At 52.0% G+C, this 24,568-nt stretch carries 27 protein-coding genes and 1 pseudogene; 21 read left to right on the top strand and 7 right to left on the bottom strand.

The window, feature by feature from the left end:
• Window positions 1-38: 38 nt before the first annotated feature.
• A complete protein-coding gene (locus RJP21_RS04010) occupies window positions 39-461 on the bottom strand; it encodes a MarR family winged helix-turn-helix transcriptional regulator (RefSeq protein ID WP_310858204.1) in 423 nt (140 codons plus the stop codon).
• Between the two features lie 145 nt (window positions 462-606).
• Between RJP21_RS04010 and RJP21_RS04005 the strand changes: the two genes are divergently transcribed.
• Window positions 607-2,076 (top strand): MFS transporter, encoded by a 1,470-nt coding sequence (locus RJP21_RS04005; RefSeq protein ID WP_310858203.1) that lies wholly within the window; start codon window positions 607-609, stop codon window positions 2,074-2,076.
• A 175-nt stretch (window positions 2,077-2,251) separates the two neighbouring features.
• On the opposite strand, the gene RJP21_RS04000 is transcribed toward RJP21_RS04005, so the two are convergent.
• The gene (locus RJP21_RS04000; RefSeq protein WP_160040953.1) at window positions 2,252-2,626 is read right to left on the bottom strand and encodes a YhjD family protein; all 375 of its coding nucleotides are present in this window, start codon (window positions 2,624-2,626) and stop codon (window positions 2,252-2,254) included.
• Window positions 2,627-2,806: 180 nt separating this feature from the next.
• On the opposite strand from RJP21_RS04000, the gene RJP21_RS03995 reads away from it, so the two are divergent.
• From RJP21_RS03995 to RJP21_RS03985, 3 genes are all read left to right on the top strand, one after another.
• Window positions 2,807-3,304 carry a Crp/Fnr family transcriptional regulator gene (locus RJP21_RS03995; protein WP_160040955.1) on the top strand — a complete coding sequence of 166 codons (498 nt, stop codon included), beginning with the start codon at window positions 2,807-2,809 and terminating at the stop codon, window positions 3,302-3,304.
• A 3-nt stretch (window positions 3,305-3,307) separates the two neighbouring features.
• Window positions 3,308-3,688 carry a VOC family protein gene (locus tag RJP21_RS03990; RefSeq protein ID WP_310858202.1) on the top strand — a complete coding sequence of 127 codons (381 nt, stop codon included), beginning with the start codon at window positions 3,308-3,310 and terminating at the stop codon, window positions 3,686-3,688.
• An 85-nt stretch (window positions 3,689-3,773) separates the two neighbouring features.
• Window positions 3,774-4,151 carry a YuzC family spore coat inner layer protein gene (locus tag RJP21_RS03985; RefSeq protein WP_310858201.1) on the top strand — a complete coding sequence of 126 codons (378 nt, stop codon included), beginning with the start codon at window positions 3,774-3,776 and terminating at the stop codon, window positions 4,149-4,151.
• A 77-nt stretch (window positions 4,152-4,228) separates the two neighbouring features.
• Here the strand turns inward: RJP21_RS03985 and hmpA are convergent, their stop codons facing one another.
• Window positions 4,229-5,452 (bottom strand): NO-inducible flavohemoprotein, encoded by a 1,224-nt coding sequence (hmpA, locus tag RJP21_RS03980; protein WP_310858602.1) that lies wholly within the window; start codon window positions 5,450-5,452, stop codon window positions 4,229-4,231.
• A 459-nt stretch (window positions 5,453-5,911) separates the two neighbouring features.
• Here hmpA and RJP21_RS03975 point away from each other — a divergent pair, with 459 nt between their 5' ends.
• From RJP21_RS03975 to RJP21_RS03960, 4 genes are all read left to right on the top strand, one after another.
• Window positions 5,912-6,604, top strand: a complete 693-nt coding sequence (locus tag RJP21_RS03975; protein ID WP_160040963.1) for a YitT family protein — start codon at window positions 5,912-5,914, stop codon at window positions 6,602-6,604.
• Window positions 6,605-6,735: 131 nt separating this feature from the next.
• On the top strand, window positions 6,736-7,512 hold the full coding sequence (locus tag RJP21_RS03970; protein ID WP_310858200.1) for a lipid II flippase family protein: 777 nt from the start codon (window positions 6,736-6,738) through the stop codon (window positions 7,510-7,512).
• Window positions 7,513-7,633: 121 nt separating this feature from the next.
• On the top strand, window positions 7,634-8,056 hold the full coding sequence (locus RJP21_RS03965) for a MarR family winged helix-turn-helix transcriptional regulator (protein ID WP_160040965.1): 423 nt from the start codon (window positions 7,634-7,636) through the stop codon (window positions 8,054-8,056).
• A 113-nt stretch (window positions 8,057-8,169) separates the two neighbouring features.
• Window positions 8,170-9,789: an MDR family MFS transporter gene (locus RJP21_RS03960; protein ID WP_160040967.1), complete on the top strand. Its 1,620-nt coding sequence runs from the start codon at window positions 8,170-8,172 to the stop codon at window positions 9,787-9,789.
• 104 nt (window positions 9,790-9,893) lie between these two features.
• Here RJP21_RS03960 and msrA read toward each other — a convergent pair whose 3' ends face one another.
• Window positions 9,894-10,862 (bottom strand): peptide-methionine (S)-S-oxide reductase MsrA, encoded by a 969-nt coding sequence (msrA, locus tag RJP21_RS03955; protein ID WP_310858199.1) that lies wholly within the window; start codon window positions 10,860-10,862, stop codon window positions 9,894-9,896.
• A 105-nt stretch (window positions 10,863-10,967) separates the two neighbouring features.
• Window positions 10,968-11,582: a TVP38/TMEM64 family protein gene (locus tag RJP21_RS03950; RefSeq protein WP_310858198.1), complete on the bottom strand. Its 615-nt coding sequence runs from the start codon at window positions 11,580-11,582 to the stop codon at window positions 10,968-10,970.
• Between the two features lie 373 nt (window positions 11,583-11,955).
• On the opposite strand from RJP21_RS03950, the gene RJP21_RS03945 reads away from it, so the two are divergent.
• The 5 genes and pseudogenes from RJP21_RS03945 (at window position 11,956) to RJP21_RS03925 (ending at window position 15,685) form a co-directional block, all read left to right on the top strand.
• The gene (locus tag RJP21_RS03945; protein ID WP_160040973.1) at window positions 11,956-12,648 is read left to right on the top strand and encodes a TerC family protein; all 693 of its coding nucleotides are present in this window, start codon (window positions 11,956-11,958) and stop codon (window positions 12,646-12,648) included.
• Between the two features lie 248 nt (window positions 12,649-12,896).
• Window positions 12,897-13,208, top strand: a complete 312-nt coding sequence (locus tag RJP21_RS03940) for a hypothetical protein (RefSeq protein ID WP_160040975.1) — start codon at window positions 12,897-12,899, stop codon at window positions 13,206-13,208.
• Between the two features lie 79 nt (window positions 13,209-13,287).
• A complete protein-coding gene (locus tag RJP21_RS03935; RefSeq protein WP_310858197.1) occupies window positions 13,288-13,887 on the top strand; it encodes a short chain dehydrogenase in 600 nt (199 codons plus the stop codon).
• Between the two features lie 151 nt (window positions 13,888-14,038).
• Window positions 14,039-14,395, top strand: a pseudogene (locus RJP21_RS03930) (HTH domain-containing protein); the annotation flags it as partial.
• Window positions 14,396-14,596: 201 nt separating this feature from the next.
• Window positions 14,597-15,685 (top strand): DUF1648 domain-containing protein, encoded by a 1,089-nt coding sequence (locus RJP21_RS03925; protein WP_310858196.1) that lies wholly within the window; start codon window positions 14,597-14,599, stop codon window positions 15,683-15,685.
• Between the two features lie 84 nt (window positions 15,686-15,769).
• On the opposite strand, the gene RJP21_RS31210 is transcribed toward RJP21_RS03925, so the two are convergent.
• Both RJP21_RS31210 and RJP21_RS03920 read right to left on the bottom strand, forming a co-directional pair.
• Window positions 15,770-15,949, bottom strand: a complete 180-nt coding sequence (locus tag RJP21_RS31210) for a hypothetical protein (RefSeq protein ID WP_397386170.1) — start codon at window positions 15,947-15,949, stop codon at window positions 15,770-15,772.
• Between the two features lie 327 nt (window positions 15,950-16,276).
• A complete protein-coding gene (locus tag RJP21_RS03920; protein WP_310858195.1) occupies window positions 16,277-17,095 on the bottom strand; it encodes an AraC family transcriptional regulator in 819 nt (272 codons plus the stop codon).
• 270 nt (window positions 17,096-17,365) lie between these two features.
• Here RJP21_RS03920 and RJP21_RS03915 point away from each other — a divergent pair, with 270 nt between their 5' ends.
• The 8 genes from RJP21_RS03915 to RJP21_RS03880 all read left to right on the top strand — a co-directional run bounded on the left by RJP21_RS03915 (window position 17,366) and on the right by RJP21_RS03880 (window position 24,524).
• Complete coding sequence (locus tag RJP21_RS03915; protein WP_310858194.1) at window positions 17,366-18,427, top strand: Gfo/Idh/MocA family protein; 1,062 nt, start codon at window positions 17,366-17,368, stop codon at window positions 18,425-18,427.
• A 40-nt stretch (window positions 18,428-18,467) separates the two neighbouring features.
• Entirely contained in the window at window positions 18,468-19,235 is a 768-nt protein-coding gene (locus RJP21_RS03910; protein ID WP_310858193.1) for a sugar phosphate isomerase/epimerase family protein, read from the top strand.
• Window positions 19,228-20,319 (top strand): Gfo/Idh/MocA family protein, encoded by a 1,092-nt coding sequence (locus tag RJP21_RS03905; RefSeq protein WP_310858192.1) that lies wholly within the window; start codon window positions 19,228-19,230, stop codon window positions 20,317-20,319. The genes RJP21_RS03910 and RJP21_RS03905 overlap by 8 nt, the downstream gene beginning before the upstream one ends.
• Window positions 20,320-20,474: 155 nt before the next feature.
• A complete protein-coding gene (locus tag RJP21_RS03900) occupies window positions 20,475-21,443 on the top strand; it encodes a sugar phosphate isomerase/epimerase family protein (protein WP_160040987.1) in 969 nt (322 codons plus the stop codon).
• Between the two features lie 15 nt (window positions 21,444-21,458).
• Entirely contained in the window at window positions 21,459-22,193 is a 735-nt protein-coding gene (locus RJP21_RS03895) for a ThuA domain-containing protein (RefSeq protein WP_310858191.1), read from the top strand.
• A gap of 235 nt (window positions 22,194-22,428) precedes the next feature.
• Window positions 22,429-22,761, top strand: coding sequence for a winged helix-turn-helix transcriptional regulator (locus RJP21_RS03890; protein ID WP_160040990.1), 333 nt, complete (start codon window positions 22,429-22,431; stop codon window positions 22,759-22,761).
• 195 nt (window positions 22,762-22,956) lie between these two features.
• A complete protein-coding gene (locus RJP21_RS03885; protein WP_310858190.1) occupies window positions 22,957-23,673 on the top strand; it encodes a hypothetical protein in 717 nt (238 codons plus the stop codon).
• Between the two features lie 149 nt (window positions 23,674-23,822).
• Window positions 23,823-24,524 carry a hypothetical protein gene (locus RJP21_RS03880; RefSeq protein ID WP_310858189.1) on the top strand — a complete coding sequence of 234 codons (702 nt, stop codon included), beginning with the start codon at window positions 23,823-23,825 and terminating at the stop codon, window positions 24,522-24,524.
• Window positions 24,525-24,568: the final 44 nt, after the last annotated feature.

The following is a 24,568-nucleotide window of genomic DNA, read 5'->3' as shown; positions in this document are numbered from 1 at the left end:
GCAGCCCCGTGATAATCGGGGTTATTTGCATTTTGTGTTTATTCGTCCGGGTGATCCCGGCTAATTTTTTGCAGGAGATAGACGAGCTGATCTACTTCTTCCGGAGTCAGATGATGGGCAATCTTCCGGTTGTGTTCATCCAATATGGACTGAAGCACAGGCAGCAGTTCCTTCGCTTTGGCTGTCGGGAACAAAAGCTGGGAGCGCCGATCTTTGGGATCGGGCTGGCGCATAATATATCCGGACTGCTCCAATTGTTTAATGGAGCGGGCCGTCGTCGCTTTATCGAATTTCAGCTGATGGGTCAGCTGATCCTGGGTGATGCCCGGATCATGCAGAATCGACTTAAGGAAGCTGTGTTGTCCGCCGCTGCCGATGCCGTACGGAGCCAGTTCCTTGGCCAGCCTTTTCTGGTTTTGCCGGTAAAGGTATGAAATTAGCTTGCCGATCGGTTCTTTCATAAGCGGCACCTCTTCCTGATGAAATGGATCCATGAAAATATTTTATCTAAAACCTGTTGCGTACGCAACTAATATGAGGTACACTGTTACTGTCAATTAGTTGCGCACGCAACTAATGGTTTATATTACGATCAGGAGGACGCATATGAGTTCATTGGAACGTACGTATCAAGAGGATGCAAACATCCAGAAGAAACGTTGGATCATCCTTATTGTTCTTAATTTATTTACTTTTATGTCCACGCTGGACGGGAGTATCGTGAACATTGCGCTGCCTGTCCTGTCCAAGGAGATGGGTCTGCCGATCGCCCAGATCGAATGGGTAACGACGGGTTACCTGATGGCGATTTGCTGCTTCATCCTTTTTTTCGGCAAGCTGGGGGATATCGTCGGCAAGATTCGTATATTTAAAATCGGGACGATCATATTTATCGTCGGCTCGTTGTTTTGCGGACTCAGTCACACGCTGCCGTTGCTGATTGTTTCAAGGGTTATTCAAGCTTTGGGCGCCTCCATGACGATGGCGAACAGCCAGGGCATATTAACCGATATTTTTCCGGCGAAGGAGCGGGGCAGAGCGCTCGGTCTTATCGGTACTTTCGTATCGCTCGGAAGCATTGCAGGACCAAGCCTCGGGGGAATCATCATTTCGTCTTTGGGCTGGGAATATATTTTTTGGGTGAACGTGCCGATCGGGCTGATCGCGATTGTGATGGGGTGGAAGGTGCTTCCGGCCGATTTGATCCGGGTAAAAGCGAAGATCGACGTACCCGGCAGCTCGCTGTTCGCCGTGTTTATTATAACGCTGTTTGCAGGCCTTTTGCTCGGGCAACAGGCGGGGTACGGCAATTTGTGGATCATCGTTTTGCTTGCAGCCGCGCTGATCGCATTGGTGTGGTTTATACGGGCCGAGCTGAATCGTCCGAACGGGCTGGTGGATCTGTCGTTGTTTAAAAATCCGCTGTTTTCCGTCAGCATTTTATGCGGATTCCTTGTCTTCACGGCGAATTTCTGTTTCAACATTATCGCGCCGTTTTACACGCAAAACATGCTGAATTTATCGCCTTCTTCGGCAGGTTTTATGATGATGTTATTCCCGATATGCATGGTCATTGTAGCGCCGCTAAGCGGGGCCCTGTCCGACAAAATCGGCTCCGAGCTCCTGACCTTTGCCGGGTTGATCGTGATGGTCATTGCCCAGTTCGGGCTTGCCTGGCTTCACGAAGGCAGCTCGCTTGTCATTGTCGGCGTTTGGATTGCAATGCTGGGCGTCGGCAGCGGCTTGTTCCAATCGCCGAACAATTCCCTGATCATGTCCCAGGTTCCGCGTACCCAGCTCGGTTCTGCAGGGAGCGTGAACTCGCTGGTTCGGAACGTAGGCATGGTCGTCGGCATTACGGTAGCTACGACGATATTGTTCCATGTCATGAGCGTCAAGGCCGGACATCGCGTGACCGGGCTTGTTCCCGGGCATCCGGACATTTTCCTCCGCGGAATGCACACAGTATTCATTACTTCAGCGAGTATATGTCTTGTTGCCGCAGTTTTGACAGGCTGGCGAATGTACCAAGCGAAAGCGGGCAAACAGGTTAAACAACCGGCTGCCAAGCATTAAATAAAACGGCGTTTCCGGCGATGAAGATTCCGCGACGCTGGGTGTGTTCGTTTTTCGCACAGCATGTCGATCAACGGGCGTGGTCAACGCCCGATTTGCGCTCAAAAGCCCCTGCGGTTGCAGGAGCTTTTTTTATACATCTGCTTTTCAAAAGATAAACCGGTGCCGATCCCGGCTAAATGCCGATTCCCAAATAAGCGCATAGCTCGCAGGCCGTTTCCGCTTTGACGTAGGACCACAGCATAAAAAAACGCCGCTGGTATCCCCGGCATAAATAAAGAGCCTCCATCCCTTTGGCGCTCCGGTTTTCCTCGTATACCCGGATGCCGCGGCTCCGCATCTCTTGGCGGATTTCCGTCAGCCGCCGCATCGCCTTTTGCTGAACGCCCGACAAGCCGCGGATATACACGTCCGGCAGTTTCAGGGCAAGGGTGCCAAGCGTGCGGATGTCCCGCTCCAGAACATCGAGCAGAACGACATGGAGCATGTAGCTTTTGACCAGCTGCGAATCTTCTTCGTCCGGGGCAGGGGGAAGAGCGGATGCTTTCATGCGAACACTTCCTTGCATTCATGAATAAGGACGGGAACATATGTTCTGATTATACTCATATTAAGCGAAGGGCATGCATTCCGGCAAGAGCCAAATCTTTGAAATGGAGCCGGAGCTTTTTTGGTATAATATAAGGTATTGGCATCACGGACCAAAAGAAACCGGGGAGGATATCATCTTATGATTTTGCATAAAGGAGAGATTTTATTCCGTCAGGGGGATAGCGGGAAATATTTGTACCATATCAAAAGCGGGCTGTTTAAAGTGACGCGCCTTCACAAAAACGGAAACATGGTGCTTTTCAACATATTGTACCCCGGCGAAACGGTTCCGCATCATTCCCTCATCACTCCGAAGGAAACCCACGGGTCGGCCATTGCCCTTATGGACAGCGAGGTGGACCGGATTCTGGCGGAGGATTGGTACCGCGATTTGCGCGAACATCCGGAGAAGGCGCTGGAAATCGCGCTGCTGCTGCAGGAGAAGGTCCGGTTCATGCAAAAAAGGCTGGATCATTTGACCGTGGGAACGCCGGCGGAGCGGCTGGAGCTTTTGACGGAATGGCTGAACGATTACTCGCATGGCGTGCATTTCACCGACCTGCTGACGCAGGAGGAAATCGGGCAATTGATCGGGGTTCGGCGGGAAACGATCAATCGTTTGTTAAGGGGGCATTAAGGGATGCTGCATCACGTGGAAATCAACGTATCGGATTTGGAGCGAAGCCGGGAGTTTTGGGAATGGTTTCTGGCAAAGCTCGGTTATGCGCCGTATCAGGACTGGGACAAAGGGTTCAGCTTCAAGCACGGAAAAACCTACCTCGTGTTCGTGCAGACGGAGGAGCGTTTTTTGGAGCTCCCGTACCACCGGAAGGCGACAGGTCTCAATCATCTGGCCTTTCGCGCGGAGTCCCGCGACCAAGTTGACGAGATGGCCCGCATGCTGAAGCAAAAAGGGATTCCGCTGCTGTACGAGGACAGATATCCTTATGCCGGCGGACCGGAGCATTACGCGGTTTTTTTCGAAGATCCGGACCGGATCAAAGTAGAGCTCGCCTGCTAGGATGAAGCGCAGGGGCGGACATCACAAAAGCCGGCGCGGGCACATATAATGGGTTAACCGGATATACAGAAAGGAGGTAACTCCCATGGGTTACCCCCCGTATTGGGTTTGGTACGCGCCTTATCCTTATCCCTATCCCCGCCGAGTTTATGCCTGGGCCCGCGAATATCCGCAGGTGCAAACGGACGTACTGAATCAATCGCTGCAGAACACCTACAAGCTGATGGAAGATGGATACAAGGTTTTGAACAAGCTGTCCGAACATTCATTTGCGGTTCAGGTCATGAGGGCCGCCCAAGCGGGCAATAAAGAGGAGGTCGACCGGCTGATGAAGTCCATCGGCGTTTCGGAAGCGGTCCAGACCGATTTTTCCCCGAGCGGGATCGGCATCACGCTTGGGTCCCGGCAGTTGAATACGTGCTGCAAAGTTGCCATGTTTTTAAAATGGGGTGGGGGAGGATAAAAACGAAAAAAGGGATATCGGCCCGGCGAAAGGCCAATATCCCTTTTGATTGAGGATTTTGCAAAAATCCTGGATTTTTACAATGTGCCGGCAGGGCCGAAAAATTCGTAGTGAATCCGTTCTTCCGGCACGCCCCATTCTTTCAGCGCCTTGTTGACTGCGCTCATGAACGGAACCGGACCGCAGAAATAGAAGTCGGAATCTTGGGACGTAATTTCCTGAAGCCAAGGCAGATCGATGTACCCGGTTTTATGGCAGGCGACTTGCCCGAGCGGTTTCTCGTAACAAATGTAGGATTTCAAGTTGTCGTGCGAAGCATCCAGCTGTTCGACATGCTCTCTCATCGCATGGAAGCTTTCGTTGATGGCTGCATGGATGAACGTTACCTTGCGTTCCGGCTGCTCTTTCAGAACCGTCTCCAGCATGCTGGCCATCGGAGTCAAGCCGACGCCGCCGCTGATCAAAACGAGCGGAATCGATTTGGACGTATCCAGCGTAAAGCTGCCTGCCGGCGCGCTGATTTCGATCACGTCTCCTTCATGGATACGATCGTGCAGGTAGGTGGATACGACGCCGTCAGGTTTGCCTGGCGCTCCGCTTTCGCGCTTCACCGAGATCCGGTACGAATCGCCTCCGGGAGCGGCGGACAAGCTGTAGTGGCGGATTTGGGCGTAAGGCTGATTTTCCGGCTTAACGCGCACCGTAATGTACTGCCCCGGAAGATAGCTTGAAATGGCGCCGCCGTCCCGCGGTTTCAGATAGAAAGACGTAATGACGTCGCTTTCCTTCACCTTGCGTTCGACGACAAACGGACGGAAGCCGGCCCAGCCGCCCGGGGCGTTTTCAGCCTCGCGGTACATTTCGGCTTCGACGCCGATGAATGCGTCGGCGATGACGCCGTATGCTTCGGCCCATGCGTTTATGATTTCAGGGGTGGCCGCATCGCCCAGCACCGTTTTAATGGCTGCAAGCAGATTTTCGCCGACGATCGGGTAATGCTCGGGTTTGACGTTCAAAGCCCGGTGTTTTTGCGCGATCTGCTTCACGGCAGGCAGGATGTTCTCCAGATGGTCGATATGCGCAGCGGCCGCATACACGGCATTGGCCAGCGCCGTCTGCTGCTTTCCTTCTCTTTGGTTCGCGTGGTTAAATATGTTGAGCAGTTCGGGATGGTTTTCGAACAGCAATTGGTAAAAAACGGTCGTGATTTCTTTTCCGTGTACTTCCAATACAGGAACGGTCGATTTAATGATGTCTATGGTTTCTTGCGTCAACATAACGAATTCCTCTTTTCTTGAAATATGTTTCGTACTCCCTTCTTAAGTATAGAAAAGGCGTTAAGGGCAAATTGTGATTCTCGTCACATTAAAGATTGACAATGTGTGAACAACGAAAGGCAGGAAAAAGACAAAAAATCAACGTGCAAAATATGGAGGGATCGCCCTTTTTCGGTAGCCTGCTGTTTAGCTTCGGCCCGGAATGTGTTATAATAAAAATGTAACACAACAACATAAAGAAAGGATCAGGATACCATGTGTCCCCGAAGGAACCATCCCCAAAGGACGATTTGGAAACGTTATGATCTCTCTTACACGTAGCTCCCTTTCGTAGAGAAAAGTCACCTGGACAACCAAGGACGAATGACAAACTCTGCGAAAGAAGGAACTTCACATGCGAAGGACCAAGTCCCGCAGGTCCCGTACTTATCGCAGAGGTTTGCCAGACTCCTGACTAACCTACGACGATAAGAGGGAACCTGTATGAGAAAGAAAGACCATTTGATTTCTAAGTTTTCATCCATTGCAATGATGCTTTTCGGAACTTTTTTGCTGGCTTTTGCGTATTATCACATCAATTTTCAAAATCATTTATCGGAGGGCGGGTTCGTAGGTTTGTCCCTGCTGGGCAAGTACGTGCTTGGGATCAATCCGGCGCTGAGTACGCTGCTGCTGGACATCCCGGTCATTTTGATCGCCATGTTTTTGAAAGGCCGCAAGTTCGTTATGCACACGCTGCTTGCGACGTTATCGTTTTCTATTTTTTACGAACTTATTGAACGTTATTCGGTGTTGGTCATCGACTTGCACGACAATCTGCTGCTGGCCGCACTGTTGTCCGGTCTGGTCACGGGGATTGCCACAGGACTGGTTCTCCGATTTGGGGGAGCTACCGGCGGAGATGATATTTTATCGCTGCTCATTAGCCGCTGGAGCGGACTTAAGGTAGGTACCGTATTTATTCTTTTGGATGCCGCCGTATTGCTGCTGTCCCTGTTTTATATGCCGCTGAAGGAAACGCTGTTTACGATTTTGGCGGTTGGCATCGCCGGGCAAACGATCACGTTCACGGTCTCATTCCGTAAGGGCAAAACGGTCGATACCGCCGTTCCCGAACCGGCAATTTCACCCAAAAACGCCACCAAGCCCGTTCATGCGGTGCGGAGTGCTCATTAACGGATAACCGTCCGGTCCTGAATTAAGGATCGGGCGGTTTTTTTGTGGGGATCAAACGGTAGAAATTTGAAGACATTGGTTTATAATGTAAAAATATAATCGGGAGGGGGAAAATTAAGGTGGTTCAGTTCATGATGATATTAATGTTTACCGTTGTCATCCATACCGTGGACAGCTTATCTTACGCTTTGCGTTTGGGCGGGCTTCGGAGCCGCCGAATTACGCTCGCTTTATCGTTGTCGGGGCTGCTGGTCTTGGTGTCACGCACCTCGAATATCGCCCAAAGCCCGATGGTCGGCAGCATGGTGGATCATGCGCTCGATTCCGCCGCTTTCCGGCTCGAACCAAGGCTTCACGGCATCATTGCGGCCGCCACCGTCGGCACGCTGCTCGCGATGCTGATGTTTCCGAGCGCGGCGAGGTTGTGCTCGCGGATGGTCGTGCATTTGGAAGCGGCCGGATCCATTCCGAAAATGGCAAAGAATCTGCTGTCTTGGGCGAAATGGAAAAACGGGCTGACTTACTTCAAGCGTCCGACCTTTCGGATGATGCGCTCCCTATTCGAAGGGCCCTTACCGCGAAGATTGATGGCGCTGAATATAGCGGTCACCGCTATTTATACCGTAGGAGTCCTTTCCGCGTTATATGCCGCCTATCTTTGGCCCGCTTTCCGGCTGACAGCGTCGACCTCGTCCGGATTGATCAACGGCGTCGCGACGATATTGCTGACGCTGCTGATCGATCCGCGAATCGCGCTCCTGTCCGATCAGGCGTTGCGCGGGGAGACCGGGCTTGAAATAGTCAACCGGGTATTCGGACTTTTGATGGTGTCGCGGCTGCTCGGGACGCTGCTGGCGCAATTGCTGCTCGTGCCTTGCGCGTATTGGATCGGCTGGTTGATCGGATAAAAGGAAAATAAATAAAATTTTACATATAACAGGGTTGACATAGGAACTTAAAACTTCTAATATTTAAACCATTGAAATAATAGCAAACCTTACCATATTGGACAAAGAAAGGGGGATGCGCATGGACGCGCTTGCCAACCGGTTTTACGCTGCCGTGCGGACTTTCTGGCGGGGGTTGGAAAGCGAAGTATGCAAGGAAATGGCTTCCGCCTTGACCGGACCGCAAATGTACATGCTGCATTACATCCATCGGGAGCGGCAATGCAAGCTGACGCAGGTTGCGGAAATGCTGGAAGTCAAGCCAAGCGCAGTCACCGTGATGGTGGACCGGTTGGAAAAAGCGGGCTACGTCGTTCGCGCCAACGATCCTGCGGACCGCAGGGCGATATTGGTGGAAGTCACGCCGCTTGGGGAGGAAGTGCTGGCCCGGGCCGTCCGCAAACGGGATGAGATCGTCGAGGAGCATTTAGCACGCCTTACGCCGGACGAACGGCGTCTGGTGACGGAACTGGTTGAAAAGTTGACCGGCGGCTTCGGTGCATGAAGCACGCCATGTCCGGCTGTTTCCGGTGAAGCGGCCAAAAGATCCAAGAGCACCCGGGTATGACTTCATGTGAAATCGAAATTCAGGGATAAATAACGAGGAGTGGAGCACACTTGGAAGATTTATCGCAGAAGAGGAAAGTCACGATCATGATTGCGATTATCGCGGCCATGTTTTTCTCGGCGATCAACCAGACGATCGTCAGCACGGCGATGCCGCGCATCATCGCCATTCTCGGCGGCATGGACTATTACACCTGGGTGATTACGATCTATATGCTGACTTCGACGATTGCGACGGTTCTTGTCGGCAAGCTGTCGGACATCTACGGCCGGAAGCCGTTCATATTGGCGGGGATCGTCTTTTTTGTCATCGGGGCGTTTTTGAGCGGTTTCTCGAAAGACATTTTTCAGCTCATTACGTTCCGCGGGATTCAGGGGATCGGCGCGGGCATCATTATGGCCTCCGCTTTTACCGCCGTCGGGGATTTGTTTTCGCCGCGGGAGAGAGGCAAATGGACCGGCATTATGATGGCCGTGTTTGGCTTCTCCAGCGTGCTCGGGCCGACGCTTGGCGGCTGGCTCGTCGATCATCTCGCTTGGAAATGGCTGTTTTGGATTTTCCTGCCGCTTGGACTTGTGGCGTTTGTAATGATCGTGATGCTGTTTCCGAAGGTTCCCCGCAAAAAATCGGAAAAAATCGATTATTTCGGCTCGCTGTTTTTGACGCTGACCATCGTCCCCCTGCTGCTCGGCTTTTCCTGGGCCGGCACGAAATACGATTGGGGGTCGTGGCAAATTTTGAGCTTGTTCGGCGCCGCGGCCGTGTTCCTGGTCATCTTCGTACTTGTTGAACGCGTCGTCAAAAGCCCTGTTTTGCCTTTGTCGCTGTTCCGCAACGATATCGTGACCATTTCGAACGTGATCGGTTTTATTATGAACGCAGGCATGATGGGCGCGCTTATTTACCTGCCGTTTTTCGTGCAGGGCGTTGAAGGCATCTCGCCGACGTATTCGGGTTATGTAACGATGCCGATGTCGATCTCGATGGTCATCGTCAGCACGGTCATCGGCCGCATGATCACGAAAACGGGCAAATACAAACGGTTTGCGCTGACGGGAATTCCGATTATGATCGTCGGCATGCTGATCATGGCCGTCATGAACAGCGTTTGGCTCGCCGTCGTCGCCATGATCGTATTTGGACTCGGCCTTGGCATCGGCATGCCCGTCTTTTCCTTGACGGTGCAAAACGCCGTCAGACCCGACCAGCTTGGGGTCGCAACCGCATCCTCGCAGCTGTTCCGGAATTTGGGCGGCACGATCGGCATCGCGGTGATGGGCACGATCATGACGACAAGCTTAACCGCCCATGTGAAAGACGAGATGGCTGCCGGCCATGGGGTGAACATGCAGCAGATCAAGCCGGAGGTCGCCCAAAAGCTGGCCGCCTTCCAAAATCCGGAGATGCTGCTCGACCAGCCGAAGCTCCATCAGCTGCAGGAAACGCTGCCGAAGGAAGTGCAGCCGCTGCTGACGCAAATGATCGACATGCTGAAACATGCGCTCAGCGCTTCGTTGACGACGGTATTTTTGTCAGGCGCGGCTTTTGTGGCCGTGGCGCTCATTCTGCTGTTTTTCCTGCGCGAAATCCCGCTGCGTACATCCAACAAGATGCCTGAGGCGCAGAAGCAGGCGCAGAACGAGAAAACGACAACGGCTACTTCGGTATAACTAGAGACAGTGTCATCCCATAAAGAAAAACTCGGGGATCGTCCCCGGGTTTTTCTGCTGCCCGCAATCTACGGCGTTTCGGCAGTAAGCGAGCTTTCGCCGATTTATTCAAACAATACTTTGTATTCCCCGTAACCCTGCGCCTCCAGTTCCTCTTTCGGAACAAAGCGCAGCGCTGCGGAGTTGATGCAGTAACGCAAGCCTTCCGGTCCCGGACCGTCGTCGAACACGTGGCCCAAATGCGAATCGGAGCTTTTGCTGCGGACTTCGGTGCGGACCATCATATGGCTCAGATCCAGCTTCTCTTTAATGCTGTAATCCCGGATCGGGCGCGTGAAGCTTGGCCAGCCGCAGCCGGAGTCGTATTTGTCTCGCGAACTGAAGAGCGGCTCCCCGGACACGATATCGACGTAAATGCCTTCGCCGTGATGGTCCCAAAACTCGTTTTGGAACGGCGGTTCGGTCGCATTTTTTTGCGTCACCTGATATTGGAGCGGCGTCAGGCGCTGCTGCAAGTCGGCTTCGTCCTTTTTCGGCGCCCATGTCTTTTCCAGAAAATCCTCCCGTCCGGAGCCTTTGCGGTAACGTTTGTAATGCCCGGGGTTCTTTTTGTGGTAATCCTGGTGGTATTCCTCGGCCGGATAAAAAGGCTTGGCGGGCAGAATCGGCGTTACGATCGGCTTATCGAACCGTCCGCTGGCCTCCAAAGCGGCTTTGGACTCTTCGGCGAGCCGGCGTTGTTCTTCCGTATGGTAAAAAATAGCCGTTTGGTAGGATTGGCCGCGGTCATGGAACTGGCCGCCCGCATCGGTAGGGTCAATCTGCTGCCAATACAGCTCCAGCAGTTTTTCGTAAGGGAAAATATCCGGGTTGTACGTAATTTGCACCGCCTCGACATGTCCCGTCGTATCGGAGCACACCTCTTCGTAGGTAGGGTTCTCTTTATGACCGCCCGTATAGCCCGATACGACCTCAATGATGCCGGGCAGATCTTCAAACGGGGCTACCATGCACCAAAAGCATCCGCCTGCAAAGGTCGCTTTTTCCTGATGAACCGCTTGTAAATCGCTCATGATATCACTCCGTTCCAATTGTTCTTCTGTTCTGGTTTTTCATGAATATCTTGCCTTAATAGAATCATTATAATCGATGTGCCGGCCGAAAACCAAGAAACCAAGCTAAGCGGGCGGGAGTTTCTTCCGTTTCCGGTAAAAAAGCAGCATGATGCCGAGCAGCAGCACGTAACCGGCAAAAACGAGAACAGCAGCCAGCGGGTGCTTGGATCCTTGGTCGCCAAGAAACGCATAGACCAAAATTCCCGGCAGCTTGCCGATGCCGGATGCCGCCGTAAACGTCCAAAACGGAATGGAGGCGACGCCAGCGAACACGTTCACCGCCATCTGCGGTATGATCGGGATGAGCCTGCCGGCAGCGACGCTCATAAAAGGATGGGATTCCACCCAGGCGGTAAACGACTGCAGCATGCGGAACCGGTTCAAATAAGCCCGCCCCTGCTCGCGAAGCACGGTCCTCGCAAGCGCATAGATGACGCTCGCCGCGATCATCGTCCCCAGCCAGCTGACGGCGGCCGCCCAAAACGTGCCGAAAGAAAAGCCGAGGGCGGCGATGACCAGCTTGTAGGGAATGATCGGGAACATGGCGACCAAGGCGGCAAGGCAGACAAGGATAGGGAAGGAGCCGTGCTCCCGCATGTAATCCACGACGTCGTTTCGGTATATCCAGGCGGTGATAAGAACTGCCGCGTACAGAGCGGCCAGAAGCCATTTTTTCATCGGTTTCCTCGCTTGCGGGATTCTTTCATCCTACCCATCATACCAAATACCGGCAGATAAAATAAAACAAACTATGGAAATGTTTAAATCGGCCTGATATAATGATAACAACAAGTGAATAGTTCCCAAAGGGGAGTAGCTCATGCAATAAAGTCGTCATTACGGGATCGGGATCCCCGGCTTTATTGGCAACATAACGTTGTTTTGCGAGACCTTTGCCTGATTTTCATTAGGTAGAGGTCTTTTTTGGTGGAAAAAAAAGCGCCGTTTGCCTGATGAAGGTAAGGGCGCTTTTTTCATGCGGCGGACTAGTCATAGCAATCATTTTATTCTGGGGGGATGTTTTCCCTCAAAAAGAAGGGTGGAAGAAAAAATGGAATTGTTAACCATGGCTTTTTGGACGGCGCTGCTGTCCATCGTCATCATTGACCTGGTGCTGGCCGGAGACAATGCCATCGTCATCGGTCTTGCCGCGCGAAACGTAAGAAAAGAAGACCAGAAGAAAGTTATTTTGTGGGGGACGATCGGCGCGATCGTCATCCGGGTGATCGCCACGCTGCTTGTCGTGCAGCTGCTTTTGATCCCCGGGCTGCGCCTGGTCGGGGGGCTTGCGCTCATCTGGATCGCCTATAAGCTTCTGATCGATGAGAAAAAGCACGACATCTCGGCAGGCAACCAGGTGTGGGCGGCCATCCGCACGATTATTATCGCCGACGCGATGATGGGGCTGGACAACGTGCTGGCGGTAGCCGGCGCGGCCCACGGAGACTTTTTGCTCGTCATCATCGGCCTTGCCGTTTCGGTGCCGATCATGGTGTGGGGAAGCACGCTTATCGTCAAGCTGACGGAACGTTTCCCGGTGATCATCACGGTCGGGGCGGCCATTCTTGCCTGGACCGCCTCGAAGATGCTGGTCGAAGAGCCGCTGATCCACGGGCTGTTTGCGAATGCGGTGCTGAAGTACGGTTTTGAGCTGATCGTGATCGCCGCCGTCGTGGCGCTGGGGCTCCGAACGAAGAAGAAAAAAGAAAAGGCCGCCAAAAGCCGGGCGGTTGGCATGGGCTGAGCGGCAATCATATTCAGTTTCGTCCCTTGAAAAGGTATAATGTGTATCGATCCTTGTTTTAGGCTCAACATGCAAGTAAGGACGTTACGCATGAGTAAAAAAATCCGCAAGCGGCGGGTTTCCATGGCAGGCGTCCGAAAAGGCACGTATGCAGGGGACCCGCCGCTTCGACGTCATGGGGCAGGAAAGCGGAACTTCGGCGAATGCGCATGGATACGTAAGTAACGATGAAGGGGAGAAATGCAAACATGGATGAATACCGCAAACAGGTCGAAGAAAACATCGTGGAAAGCTACCGGCAGGACGAGGACATGATGATCCTTGTGTTTGCCCAGTGGTGCGTCAATGAGGGCCTTGATCCGGAGGAGCTGTACATGCAGGCGTATCCGCAGCAGCAGGGGAACGAAAGGCTGAAGCGGGTTTTGGAGCTGACGGTGCCGAAGGAGGAGGCGGGGCCCATCCCGGACGAGACGGTCCTTGGCGTTTTGTCGCTGTTTGGCAACGAGGATTTGGCTTTTGCCGTGTCCGAGGCGATTGCGGGCAGGGATAAACGCAAATAAATGCACGCCGGCGACCGCTGATTCATGAACGATACCGGTGCCGATTTGAGGCATCAACGATAAAGGAGGCAATGCAAATATGAAAATCATTGTGGTGGGTGCGCACGGCACGCTCGGAAAGGCCATCTGCGACGAATTGTCCCCAAGGCATGAAATCATTTCTGCCGGCCGCAGCAAGGGGGACGTTACCGTCGATATCATGTCCCCTGAAAGCATCAAGGCCATGTACGAAAAAGTCGGCAGCGTCGACGCCGTCGTCTGCGCCGCAGGCGACGCTTATTTCGGCAGGCTGGAGGAGCTGACGCCGGAACATAACGAAATCGCCGTGCAAAGCAAGCTGAAAGGGCAGATCAACCTGGTGTTGATCGGCAAGGATTATGTCAACGCCCGGGGCAGCTTTACGCTGACCACGGGCATCATTATGGACGATCCGATCCTGGGCGGAATTTCATCGGCAATGGCCGGCGGCGCGGTCCGTGCGTTCGTGCAGGCCGCCGCCATCGAACTTCCGCGCGGGATCCGGATCAACGACGTAAGCCCGAACGTGCTGGAGGAATCGATGGACAGCTATGCCCCGTTTTTTCCCGGTTTTGAACCGGTGCCGGCGGCGAGGGCGGCGAAAGCGTACCGCAAAAGCGTGGAGGGCGCGCAAACCGGACAAACCTATAAAGTGTATTAACCGAAAGCGGCTAATCACGCTTGCATGCGTCCGAACAACAAAAAGGCCGAATCCCATGTAAACTGTACCCTATCGAGAAGACACTTTAAAAAAGTCTCTCGGTAGGGTACTTTTGTTTATAAGCAAAAAGATGGGGATGGGGAATTGAAAAATGAGCAAGAAAATATTCACGGATAGTGAAATCAAACAGTTATTAAATAATCCTTATGTGAAGTCTGTTTCTTCTAAGGCAATTACGTATACAGATGCATTTAAGCAGTTATTTATCTCAGAAAATAACAAGGGTAAGCTTCCTAGAGAAATATTTGAGGAATGTGGTTTTGACGTAACCGTTATCGGGATCCAAAGAGTCGAATCCTCGAGAAAGAGATGGCGTGCGAGCTACCAGGAGAACGGAATCTTAGGTTTGCAGGATACTAGAAGCCAAGCATCAGGAAGGTCCCTTAAACGGGAGCTGACGCAGGAAGAGAAGTATGCCAGGCTGGAGGCTCAGAATGCCTTGCTAAGAGTAGCAAAAAAATATGGTTGAATTGTTAATTTCACCCTTATAGTCACTAAAATCGATTATAATTAAATTTATGTTCAAGTCGATTACCTATCCTAAGTTAAAGGATAATCATACGCAAAAAGGCATAGTGATGAATCGCCTATGCTCTAAGGGTTATAGAGTTTTCGAATACACACTTATGTATAAGAGGAGGCGAATGATATGACGATAATGCCTGTTATAGTAATGGTCTTTGTATTTATACCTACAATTGTACTCATGGTAAGCATGCCTTATTTAACAAGAGAGACAATTAGTTTTGGGGTCACCGTCAGCGCTGTACAATTCCACAATGAGCCTTTGCGCCAGATGCGGAAGTCATATGCTAGGATTAGTGCTACCTTACATACCATCCTATTCATTGTTTGTATCATTTGCCTAATATACGGTGATGAACATTCCAAGCAACAAAGTTGGGTCATTGTCACTTATTCACTCGCCATGGTCGTATTCTCTCTAGTCATAAACATTAGCTATCATTTCAAAATGAAAAGGTTACTACCTATGCTGCCTATTGCTCCGGAACCATCGATCATGGCAGTGGACACTGGATTTCGGAAAAGAAACATTGGCTTGTCTAGTAATTGGTTCCTCATTCATGTTTTAATTATTGTCGTTAGTATTGTAACTGTGCTACGCAACTACGACCTGATTCCTGATCAGATTCCGATCCATTACAACAGCAGTTGGAACGTAGACCGCTATGCAGCTAAATCTTATAGTTCTGTGTTTATGCCTACGATAATACAAGTGTTCATAACACTTTTGTTCATATTTGAGAATTGGAGTATTCGCAGAGTGAAGCAGCAGGTTCGACCCACTGATCCGAACCGTTCTATCAGACAAGACGTAACTTTCCGCCGTACTTGGTCATATTTTATGATTACAGCAAGCTTCTTAATAGTTATCCTGGTTTCCGTCGTGCAACTAAGCATGATATCTCTGCTTGATATCAATTTCGCTATCCCCATTATCCTAATCATAATAGCCTTTGTCATCCTATACGCCTGCGCCTTATCGTTCTGGGCTGGTCAGGGCGGAAGCCGCATGGAGCGATCTGCCGATTTCTCCAATGTCAGACCTGTCCATGATGATGATAAATGGCTATTAGGTATGATTTATTTCAATCGTAAAGATCCAAACCTAATCGTCGAGAAAAGGTCCGGAGTCGGCTGGGGATTAAATTTCGGTCACCCAGTAATCTGGCTGATTGGGCTCGGAATTATTGTACTGTTAGTTGTGGTGCGGTAACAAGGCTTTGAGGTTAGTACTCACCGGAGTATTCTAGCTTTCAACAAATAAATATTTTCGCTTCCAAATTAGACGCCATCCACATTAGACAATCAGATTCTGTATGTTGCCTTTCATTTTCTTCTTAGCTCGTTGAATTCTTTTTGTAACAGCAGCAGTATCATTAAAAGCATCAGCAATCTCCCTGCTCGTATAACCCCAAATCACATTCAATAATAAATACTGTCGATCTACTATAGATAACTTATATAGCAATTCCTGCAATTCATCGTGGAATATCCAACGGATAGACTGACAGTGGTAGTCATAATGTCATACCCTATATAAGTACCACCCTCGGTGCCTAGCGTTACTGCAATCTCCTTCAATGAGGAATCTTAAAAGAGTAATATTCTACTCTTAACATTTGATAAAGTTCCGACAACCTTGTTCATGTCACGTTGACTAAATAACTTAATACTCATGGTTTTCTCCCCGGATTTTATTTCCTTTAAGTATAGAAAAGTACCCCGTAGGGTAGACCTTTTTTTAGGTGTCTACTCTATGGGGTACATTTTAAGGCGGATTCGGCCTCTTTTTCTAAAACCATCTTTAAATCTGCTCGCGGCTGTCCATCCGGAACTCCTTCGGCGATTTCCCGAAGCGGGAGCGAAATACGCGGTGAAAATACGTGTAATTCGCAAACCCGGAGGTTTCGGCGATGTTTTCCAGGGACATCGGGCTGAAAATGATCCTTTCGCGCGCCATGTCGAGCCTGACGTCAAGCGTGTACTGCATGATGCTTTTGCCGAACGCTTCCTTAAACAGATGAACCGCGCGCGAAACGCTGATCCCGACGTGGGCGGCCACGTCCTCCAGCTTAAACGACGCCGACGCGTTTTCCTCGATGTAATGCTTGATCCGGTGAGCCAAATACGTTTTCGGCGTCGTGGACGGATGCTCGCGGAGAAGGCGGTCCGTTTCCAGACACAAGATCCGCATATAATACCCCGAAATTTCGGGGTAAGGATTCGAGATTTTACGCTGCTCCAGCACGATCTGCCTAAACAGGCCGATAATCGTCTCGTTAAGCGGGACCCTGATTTTCGTCGGCCGCTTTTGGCGGGCCCACCATTGTTCGATCCAGCTGCCCCCGAAAAAAATATGGTAATCGCCGCTTTCGACCGCCAGCTCGTTTTGGGCGTTCAGCTCTTCGTCGATTTTCAGCTCATAAGGCTCGTCCGGCGAAAAAAGGAGCAGGTCCCCCGCCTCGATGGGCACCATTTCCCCGCCGACGCGGGCCCGGCATCTTCCGTCCGTCTGCAGCCGCATCAAATAATTTTTGACTCCGTTCATTTCGCTCATGTAAAAGGGTTTATGGTGGAACGAAAACCCCGCCGTATAGATGTGAACCGTTTGATCCGTTGACATGAAAATGACTCCTATGCCGGCCGCGGATTCGAAAGAATCCGGCGGTTTTTTTATCTATAAAAACAATCATTGCCAAGGTCACCGTTAAAGTACCTGGATCCGCTTCGAAGCCAATGACCCCGCTTAGCGGGATTATTTATTCGAACGGAAAAATAATGACCAGATTGTTCATGTTTTAATCATATTATTCATTTTAATATAAATGAATTCGGAATACCATGGGTACTAGATTGTTGGTTCAACCTTCAACATCCTGAAGGAGAGTGGGACATGGAGAGCAAAATGAAGGCAGGCATCATCGGCTGCGGCAACATTAGCGCCATCTATTTGGAAAACTTGAAAAAAAGCGCGGTGGTCGAAGTGGCGGCCTGCGCGGACGTGGTGCTCGAACGCGCCGAGTCGCGGGCGGCCGAATACGGGATTGCAAACGTATACACGGTGGCAGACCTGCTGGCGGACCCGTCCATCGAACTCGTCATCAATTTGACGATTCCGGGCAGCCACGCCGACATTGACATCGCCGCGCTTGAAGCGGGCAAACATGTGTATGCCGAGAAGCCGCTGGCGGTCTCGCTTGCGGATGGTAAGCGCATACTTGAAGTCGCGGAAAGCAAAGGCCTTCGCGTCGGCAGCGCGCCGGACACGTTCCTCGGATCGGGCGTCCAAACCGCCAAAGCCGCCATCGAAAGCGGCATGATCGGCAAGCCGGTGGCGGCCGTTGCATTTATGATGAGCGGCGGGCCGGAGGGCTGGCATCCGGATCCGGAGTTTTTTTACGCCCCGGGCGGCGGGCCGATGTTCGATATGGGACCGTATTATTTGACGGCGCTTGCGGAGCTGCTCGGCCCGATGCACCGGATCAGTTCTTCGGCCGGGGCTCCGGTCCAGACGAGAACGATCGGTTCGGGACCGAAAGCCGGCACGCAAATACCGGTGCTTACGCCGACGCATTTGGCCGGGACGATCGATTTCAAGCAGGGCGCCATCGCCACCGTCATCACAAGCTTTGACATTAAAGGCGGGGCCGATTTGCCTTGGCTTGAAATATACGGCACGGAAGGGACGCTGATCCTGCCCGATCCGAATTTTTTTGACGGGGACGTCAAGCTCCGCCGAAGCGGATCAAGCGAAGCCGAAACATTGGCTCCGGTGTTCGAATGCGGCAGAAACGAACGCGGGCTCGGGGTGAACGATATGGTGAAGTCGATCCGGGAAGGCCGGAACCACCGCGCGGGCGGGGAGCTCGCTTACCACGTGCTTGAAGCGATGCATGCGTTCCAAGCCTCTTCCTTAAAGGGCGAGCATGTGGTATTGGAAAGCACTTTATCTTAAAACGCCGTTTGCCAATCCAAAAAAACGGGAGTGGGTTTATATGTTAAAGCTGGGATTGCAACTTTATACGGTTCGTGAGCAAATGGAGCAGGATTTCGAGGGTACGTTGAAGAAAGTAGCAGAGCTCGGCTATCAAGGCGTCGAGTTCCATACCTTTTTCGGACGCCCTGCCGCCGAGGTGAAAGCGTTGCTGGATCAATACAGCCTGGTCGCCCTCGGGACGCATACCGGCTACGACCGCATGCTGAGCGCCCTCGACGAGGAGATTGCCTACAACAAAGAGATCGGCAACACCCGGCTGATCGTCCCGTATCTGGGAGCCGAAGACCGCAAATGGGACGAGGTGTTCGCGAACCTGGAGCGCATCGGAAAGCGCTGCGCCGAACAAGGGGTCACGCTGCTGTACCATAACCATGATTTCGAGTTTACGGAAAAGATCGGGGACAAAACGGTGTTCGACGCCATGTATGAAGCGGTTCCCGCATCCTTGCTCCAGATCGAGCTGGACAGCTGCTGGGCTCACTTTGCGGGTTACGATCCCGCCCGATACATCGAATCCTACGCGGGCCGGCTGCCGGTCGTGCATTGGAAGGATGTCCGCAGACAAGAGGACGGCTCCCCGCTGACGGTGGAGCTGGGCCAAGGAGAAGTGGATTTGAAGGCCGTAGCCGATGCCGCAGACAAAGCGGGGGTGGAGTGGATCGTGGTAGAGCAGGATTTCTGCCAGAACCCGCCGCTCGAAGCCATCGCCCAAAGCATGGAATGGATTAAAAATTATGCGAAAAACGGAGGACCAGTACATGTCTAAATCGACCCAAACCTTGAACATCGCTATCATCGGCTGCGGAGGAATCGCCAACGGGAAGCATATGCCGAGCCTTGCCAAGCAGCAGCAAGCCCAAATGGTGGCATTTTGCGATATCGTGAAGGAACGCGCCGAAAAAGCCGCGGAGGAATACGGCGCCAAAGACGCGAAGGTGTATACGGATTACCGCGAGCTGCTGAAAGACCAAAGCATCGACGTCGTTCACGTATGTACGCCTAACGATTCCCATTCGGAAATTACGGTAGCCGCCCTTGAGTCCGGCAAACACGTCATGTGCGAAAAGCCGATGGCCAAAACCGTCGCGCAGGCTCAAGAAATGTTGGACGCCGCGCGCCGTACGGGCAAAAAGCTGACGATCGGCTACCAAAACCGCTACCGTCCGGACAGCTTGTATTTGAAGCAGCTGTGCGAAGCAGGCGAGCTTGGCGACATCTATCTCGGCAAGGCTCTGGCGATCCGCCGCCGCGCGGTTCCGACTTGGGGCGTCTTTTTGGACGAGGAAAAACAAGGCGGCGGACCGCTCATCGATATCGGCACGCATGCGCTTGACTTGACGTTGTGGATGATGGACAACTACAAGCCGAAAAGCGTGCTCGGCTCCTCGTTCCACAAGCTCGGGCAGCGCAAAGACGCGGCTAACGCCTGGGGTCCATGGGATCCGGAACAATTCAAGGTGGAAGACTCCGCTTTCGGTTTCATTACGATGGAAAACGGGGCAACGATCATGTTGGAATCCAGCTGGGCGCTGAACGTCGTGGAAACCGGCGAAGCGAAAACGATTCTTGCAGGCACCGAAGGCGGCGCCGACATGAAAGACGGACTCCGCATCAACGGGGAAAAGCTCGGCCGTTTGTACGATACGAACATCGATTTGCAGGCGGGCGGCGTCGCGTTCTACTCCGGAACCGCGGAAAGCGAATCCGATCTGGAGCAAAGACTGTGGATCGAAGCGATTCTGGAAGACAAGGAGCCGATCGTGAAACCGGAGCAGGCGTTTGTCGTAACGCAAATTTTGGAGGCGATCTACGAATCCGCCAAAACGGGTAAAGCCGTTTATTTTGAATAATCCATCCAAAATACATGCATGTTGATGCCCCGATCCCCATACAGATGTTCTGTGCGGGGTTTCGGACATCTTCTTTTGCGAGATGAAAAGCTTTTCAAACAGAGGCTTCAAGCCTCGCTAAAAATAAAACCAAAAAGCACAAGGAGGAGTTTACCTTGAAACTAGGCGTATTTATGGTATTGTTCGGGGGACGCAAGCTGGAGGATGCGCTCGATTACGTCGCTTCCAAAGGACTGAAAGCGGTTGAGATCGGAACGGGAGGGAACCCCGGCAAAGCGCATTGCAATCCGGCGGAGCTGCTTGAAAACGAAGCGAAGCTGAAAGAATTCAAGCATGCGGTGGAATCCCGCGGCCTGACGATCAGCGCGCTCAGCTGCCACGGCAACCCGCTTCACCCGCAGAAACATTTGGCCCAGGCGGATCACGAGGATTTCGTCAATTCCGTGAAGCTCGCCGAAAAGCTCGGCGTAGAGGTCGTCAACACGTTCTCCGGCTGTCCGGGCGATCACGAAAACGCCAAATACCCGAACTGGCCGGTCGCTCCGTGGCCGAACGACTACCAGGAAATTTTGGCATGGCAGTGGGAAAACAAAGTGATTCCGTATTGGACGGAGCAAGCGAAATTTGCGGCCGACCATCACGTGAAAATCGGTTTGGAGCTGCACGGGGGCTTCTCGGTGCATACGCCGGCAACGCTGCTCCGCCTGCGCGAAGCGGCCGGAGAGGCGATCGGCGCCAACCTTGATCCAAGCCATATGTGGTGGCAGGGCATCGATCCGGTTCAAGCGATTCATATTTTGGGCCGTGCAGGAGCCATCCACCATTTCCATGCGAAGGATACCGTGATCGATCCGATTAACGTCAACCGTTACGGTTTAACGGATATGCAGCCGTACACGAACATGCTGGAGCGCGCATGGCAGTTCCGCAGCGTAGGCTACGGCCACGACGTCAAAACATGGGCCGACATCATCAGCGCGCTGCGCCTGGTCGGTTATGACTATGTGGTCAGCATTGAGCATGAAGACGGCCTGATGTCCATCGAGGAAGGCTTCTCGAAAGCGGTGGCCAACCTGCAGCAAGTTCTGATCGAAGAGTCGCTTGGCGACATGTGGTGGGTATAAATAAGGGGGATCAGCATGATTAACGTAACGATATGGAACGAATTCGTACACGAGAACAAGGACGCCGCCGTCAAAGCCGTTTATCCGAACGGCATCCACACGGCATTGTCCCAAGGCATTCAGCACGATGATTTTAATATCAGAACCGCGACGCTGGATGAGCCGGAACACGGCTTGACCGAAGAAACGCTGAACCAAACGGACGTTTTGATTTGGTGGGGGCATGTAGCCCATGACCGGGTAAGCGACGAGGTCGTGGCGCGGGTCAAGCAGCGCGTTTTGGACGGCATGGGATTGATCGTGCTCCATTCCGGCCATTTTTCCAAACCGTTCAAAGCTTTGATGGGCACGTCCTGCGATTTGAAATGGCGCGAAGCGGAGGAGCAGGAAATCATCTGGAACGTCAACCCGTCCCATCCGATCGCCGAAGGCATCGGGGAAAAGATCATCCTGGATCACGAAGAAATGTACGGGGAATTTTTCGACATCCCGACGCCGGATGAGATCGTGTTCATCAGCAATTTCGAAGGCGGGGAAGTATTCAGAAGCGGGTGCACCTTCCGCCGCGGACGCGGGAAAATTTTCTATTTCCGTCCCGGCCATGAGACGCATCCGACCTATTTCCATCCCGGGGTTTTAAAAGTGATCGCCAATGGCGTCAGATGGGCTTGCCCGGCTCCCGGCGAGAAGCTGCAGTTTGGGCATGCTCCCCAGCCGGTAAGGGAATTCGCAAAAGGATCTGCGGTATAACCTGGTTATTGCGCCTTTTTGGCGGTCCTAAAGGAAACGGCGGCAGCGGATGCCGCCGTTTTTGCTTTGCCGTGGGCGGATTTCGGATGCGGTCCGGAAGGATTTACAGGGCAGGATTCGGCTTCGGTGAGTTTTCTTTTTTTATCGAATGTGGTAAAATTGAAACAAACTAACTTAATGTAAGCTTTCATGAGACATTAACTGTTTGCATGGATCCTGTAAAGAGGTGAAAAACATGAAGGATCAGGATTACGGTATGTGCCCTCGGTTCGAAACGGCCTTTTCCGTATTGGGAAAGCGTTGGAACGGGCTTATTATTTACTCGTTGATGAACGGGCCGAAACGGTTCAAGGATATATCGCATATCATACCATCCATGAGCGACAAAATGCTGTCCGAACGCATGAAAGATTTGGAAACCGAGGGCATTTTGGAACGCCATGTCTATCCTGAGACGCCGGTTCGGATTGAATACGAATTGACTGAAAAAGGAAAAGCGCTTCAGCCGGTGATGGACCAAGTCCAGCAATGGGCCGAGCACTGGGTGGAACTTGATGAGCCCCGGTAACGAACCGTGACGTTAAACCTTCCTTCGATCGCAAGGGAGGTTTTTTGCGTTATACGAAAACATGCGAGGGTGGAATGATGCTGCATAAAACTGGTTGTTTTTTCTATTTTTAGGCACAGACTTGCACCTTGCCGCAGGTTCTGTAGTATAATTGGAAATAAACTGCCTTTTCGGCGCTTAAGGAGGCGGATGAAGATGAGAAAAATAGTACTTTCCCAAGAAATCAGGTATGGCCAAGAGGATGTTAACGAACTTGAAAGCGCTTCTATCAAAGTGCGGAAGATTTACGACAAAACGATCTCAATGCTGGCTCAGCATGTACCGGAATCTGTACGAAAGTATTGGGCCTGCCCGAAGCCCGCTCAAGAACCGCTCTCCCCATGCGGAGAAAACAGCAGTCCGGTCTTTCAAAAATGGATTCAAAGCCCCTCCGGATGGAAATGCGTAGGCTGCGAGCGCCATTACGTCGAGCCCGTCGACGGCGCGAAAGAAAAGGAGCATCCGGGCAGACGCGAATACGTCTTCCATAACGGCAGATTGCAAAGCATGATGCTGCAGCTGTTCATCTGGTCGCAATTCGAGGAAATTTCGCTGTTTTATCCCGTTCTCGGCGACGCCCCTTTTTACGATGAAGAAGAGATGGAAACCATCTCGGCTTATTTCGTGCCTACCTATGTCACTTCCCTTCCTTTCGAGCAATCCGGCAAACCTTTCAAAAAGCACAATACCCGCGTGCCCGTTTACCAGGAACTGATTTCCGCGCCGCCGCTGCTCCTCCATCTGGATGGAGAGGTTCTGGAGGGGACGTGGATGACGGGCGTTTATGTCGACCGCGGCCATTTTCTCGGTTTGGGTCCATATTTGAAAAACTCGGACGGCACAAGAACGTTCATGCAGGCGCTGATCAATTGAGTTTTTGGTCTAAACCTGTCTAATCCCTGTCGAAAACGATCGCTCCATTATGGTAAAATAGAGTTCTCAGGCGAGGACTCTATTTTTGGTTCATAGAGACTGCAGCCGCTGAAGCACCATGCAATGAATAAAAAAAGGTGGTGCCCAAAATGGGGAACAGCTTCAAAAAAGTAATCGCTTTCATCACTGCCGCCATGGTTTTGCTGGCGGGCTGCGATGGCGTCAAATCCAAGGATGCGGCCGCAGTGGCATCCGGCGAAGGTTTTTCGCCGATATTGATTTCGGAAAAAGACGATTTTTTCTCTCAGGACACGATTCGCGATCTTGAAAAATATTTGGAGCAGGGGGTTACGATCCGGGAAGGCCTGAAAAACAGCGGAATCGTCACCTTTGCGGACGACGGGAGCATCCATTCGATCAGCCAGGTATCGCTTTCGCCCGCCTTCACCTGGGGAATCGAGCTCAACGATAAAAAGCTTGGAAAGGACAAGCTGGATACGGTGTTGAAGGAAAACGACGAGCTTGGCATCTCCATTGAACCGACGGATCCCAAAACGAAAGAGGTCCAATATTCCGTGCTTAAAATCAACGGCGGGACCATCATGCCCTCGATTTCGCATACGTACATCCTGCCGTACGCCGAAAACGAAAACGTGCGGGACATGCTCACCAGCACGGATTTCATCGAATTGACGTTGAACAAGCGCATGGTTCATTCGATCAAAGGATACGTCTCCAAAGCGGTGGAAAAATGGGTAATTAAAGTGAACGGCAAGGAATTGACCGAAGACGGTTTTGACATGAGGCTTTCTCCTTTGGACGAAGTGGAAATCAAGCTGGACCGGGCTTAGCGCGGCATCATACATACGGTATGTCCGGCGCCAAGCCCGGCGTG

The sequence above is a fragment of the Paenibacillus sp. VCA1 genome (assembly GCF_031583795.1).
In the GTDB taxonomy this organism is placed as follows: Bacteria; Bacillota; Bacilli; order Paenibacillales; family Paenibacillaceae; genus Paenibacillus_AQ; species Paenibacillus_AQ albilobatus.
The sequence above is the reverse complement of the archived record's forward strand: the minus strand, read 5'-3'. Positions and strand labels throughout refer to the sequence as shown.

What these genes read in the sequence shown, in the direction of transcription:
- RJP21_RS04010 (WP_310858204.1), bottom strand. Translation starts at nt 461, where the DNA reads ATGAAAGAACCGATCGGCAAGCTAATTTCATACCTTTACCGGCAAAAC.
- RJP21_RS04005 (WP_310858203.1), top strand. Translation starts at nt 607, where the DNA reads ATGAGTTCATTGGAACGTACGTATCAAGAGGATGCAAACATCCAGAAG.
- RJP21_RS04000 (WP_160040953.1), bottom strand. Translation starts at nt 2,626, where the DNA reads ATGAAAGCATCCGCTCTTCCCCCTGCCCCGGACGAAGAAGATTCGCAG.
- RJP21_RS03995 (WP_160040955.1), top strand. Translation starts at nt 2,807, where the DNA reads ATGATTTTGCATAAAGGAGAGATTTTATTCCGTCAGGGGGATAGCGGG.
- RJP21_RS03990 (WP_310858202.1), top strand. Translation starts at nt 3,308, where the DNA reads ATGCTGCATCACGTGGAAATCAACGTATCGGATTTGGAGCGAAGCCGG.
- RJP21_RS03985 (WP_310858201.1), top strand. Translation starts at nt 3,774, where the DNA reads ATGGGTTACCCCCCGTATTGGGTTTGGTACGCGCCTTATCCTTATCCC.
- RJP21_RS03975 (WP_160040963.1), top strand. Translation starts at nt 5,912, where the DNA reads ATGAGAAAGAAAGACCATTTGATTTCTAAGTTTTCATCCATTGCAATG.
- RJP21_RS03970 (WP_310858200.1), top strand. Translation starts at nt 6,736, where the DNA reads ATGATGATATTAATGTTTACCGTTGTCATCCATACCGTGGACAGCTTA.
- RJP21_RS03965 (WP_160040965.1), top strand. Translation starts at nt 7,634, where the DNA reads ATGGACGCGCTTGCCAACCGGTTTTACGCTGCCGTGCGGACTTTCTGG.
- msrA (WP_310858199.1), bottom strand. Translation starts at nt 10,862, where the DNA reads ATGAGCGATTTACAAGCGGTTCATCAGGAAAAAGCGACCTTTGCAGGC.
- RJP21_RS03950 (WP_310858198.1), bottom strand. Translation starts at nt 11,582, where the DNA reads ATGAAAAAATGGCTTCTGGCCGCTCTGTACGCGGCAGTTCTTATCACC.
- RJP21_RS03945 (WP_160040973.1), top strand. Translation starts at nt 11,956, where the DNA reads ATGGAATTGTTAACCATGGCTTTTTGGACGGCGCTGCTGTCCATCGTC.
- RJP21_RS03940 (WP_160040975.1), top strand. Translation starts at nt 12,897, where the DNA reads ATGGATGAATACCGCAAACAGGTCGAAGAAAACATCGTGGAAAGCTAC.
- RJP21_RS03935 (WP_310858197.1), top strand. Translation starts at nt 13,288, where the DNA reads ATGAAAATCATTGTGGTGGGTGCGCACGGCACGCTCGGAAAGGCCATC.
- RJP21_RS03925 (WP_310858196.1), top strand. Translation starts at nt 14,597, where the DNA reads ATGACGATAATGCCTGTTATAGTAATGGTCTTTGTATTTATACCTACA.
- RJP21_RS03920 (WP_310858195.1), bottom strand. Translation starts at nt 17,095, where the DNA reads ATGTCAACGGATCAAACGGTTCACATCTATACGGCGGGGTTTTCGTTC.
- RJP21_RS03915 (WP_310858194.1), top strand. Translation starts at nt 17,366, where the DNA reads ATGGAGAGCAAAATGAAGGCAGGCATCATCGGCTGCGGCAACATTAGC.
- RJP21_RS03910 (WP_310858193.1), top strand. Translation starts at nt 18,468, where the DNA reads ATGTTAAAGCTGGGATTGCAACTTTATACGGTTCGTGAGCAAATGGAG.
- RJP21_RS03905 (WP_310858192.1), top strand. Translation starts at nt 19,228, where the DNA reads ATGTCTAAATCGACCCAAACCTTGAACATCGCTATCATCGGCTGCGGA.
- RJP21_RS03895 (WP_310858191.1), top strand. Translation starts at nt 21,459, where the DNA reads ATGATTAACGTAACGATATGGAACGAATTCGTACACGAGAACAAGGAC.
- RJP21_RS03890 (WP_160040990.1), top strand. Translation starts at nt 22,429, where the DNA reads ATGAAGGATCAGGATTACGGTATGTGCCCTCGGTTCGAAACGGCCTTT.
- RJP21_RS03885 (WP_310858190.1), top strand. Translation starts at nt 22,957, where the DNA reads ATGAGAAAAATAGTACTTTCCCAAGAAATCAGGTATGGCCAAGAGGAT.
- RJP21_RS03880 (WP_310858189.1), top strand. Translation starts at nt 23,823, where the DNA reads ATGGGGAACAGCTTCAAAAAAGTAATCGCTTTCATCACTGCCGCCATG.